This is a genomic window from Psychrobacter sp. GW64-MNA-CIBAN-0177 (assembly GCF_040309585.1).
Lineage (GTDB): Bacteria > Pseudomonadota > Gammaproteobacteria > Pseudomonadales > Moraxellaceae > Psychrobacter > Psychrobacter okhotskensis.
Window position 1 is genome coordinate 1 of sequence record NZ_JBEOOY010000463.1, and the last position, 250, is coordinate 250.

Annotated in this window: 1 pseudogene; it reads right to left on the reverse strand. The window is 37.2% G+C overall.

Annotation, left to right across the window (positions count from 1 at the left end):
• Positions 1 to 67: 67 nt before the first annotated feature.
• Positions 68 to 250: pseudogene (gene rph / locus AAEY79_RS15860) on the reverse strand (ribonuclease PH); the annotation flags it as partial.

Sequence of the window (250 nt, forward strand, 5' to 3'; positions counted from 1 at the left end):
TTCCTCTTTCATCAAATTTTAGATTAAAAAAAAGGACCGTAATCGGTCCTCATTTTTCAACAGCATATTAACTTAATGCGGCTTTTTGCACATCGACAATTTCGCGAATACTGTTTTTAGCTAACACTAACAACTCAAGTAACTCTTCATGGCTAAATGGTTCGCCTTCTGCAGTACCTTGAATTTCAATAATCTTACCGGTTTCTGTCATCACAACGTTCATGTCAGTTTCAGCAGCGCTGTCTTCAAT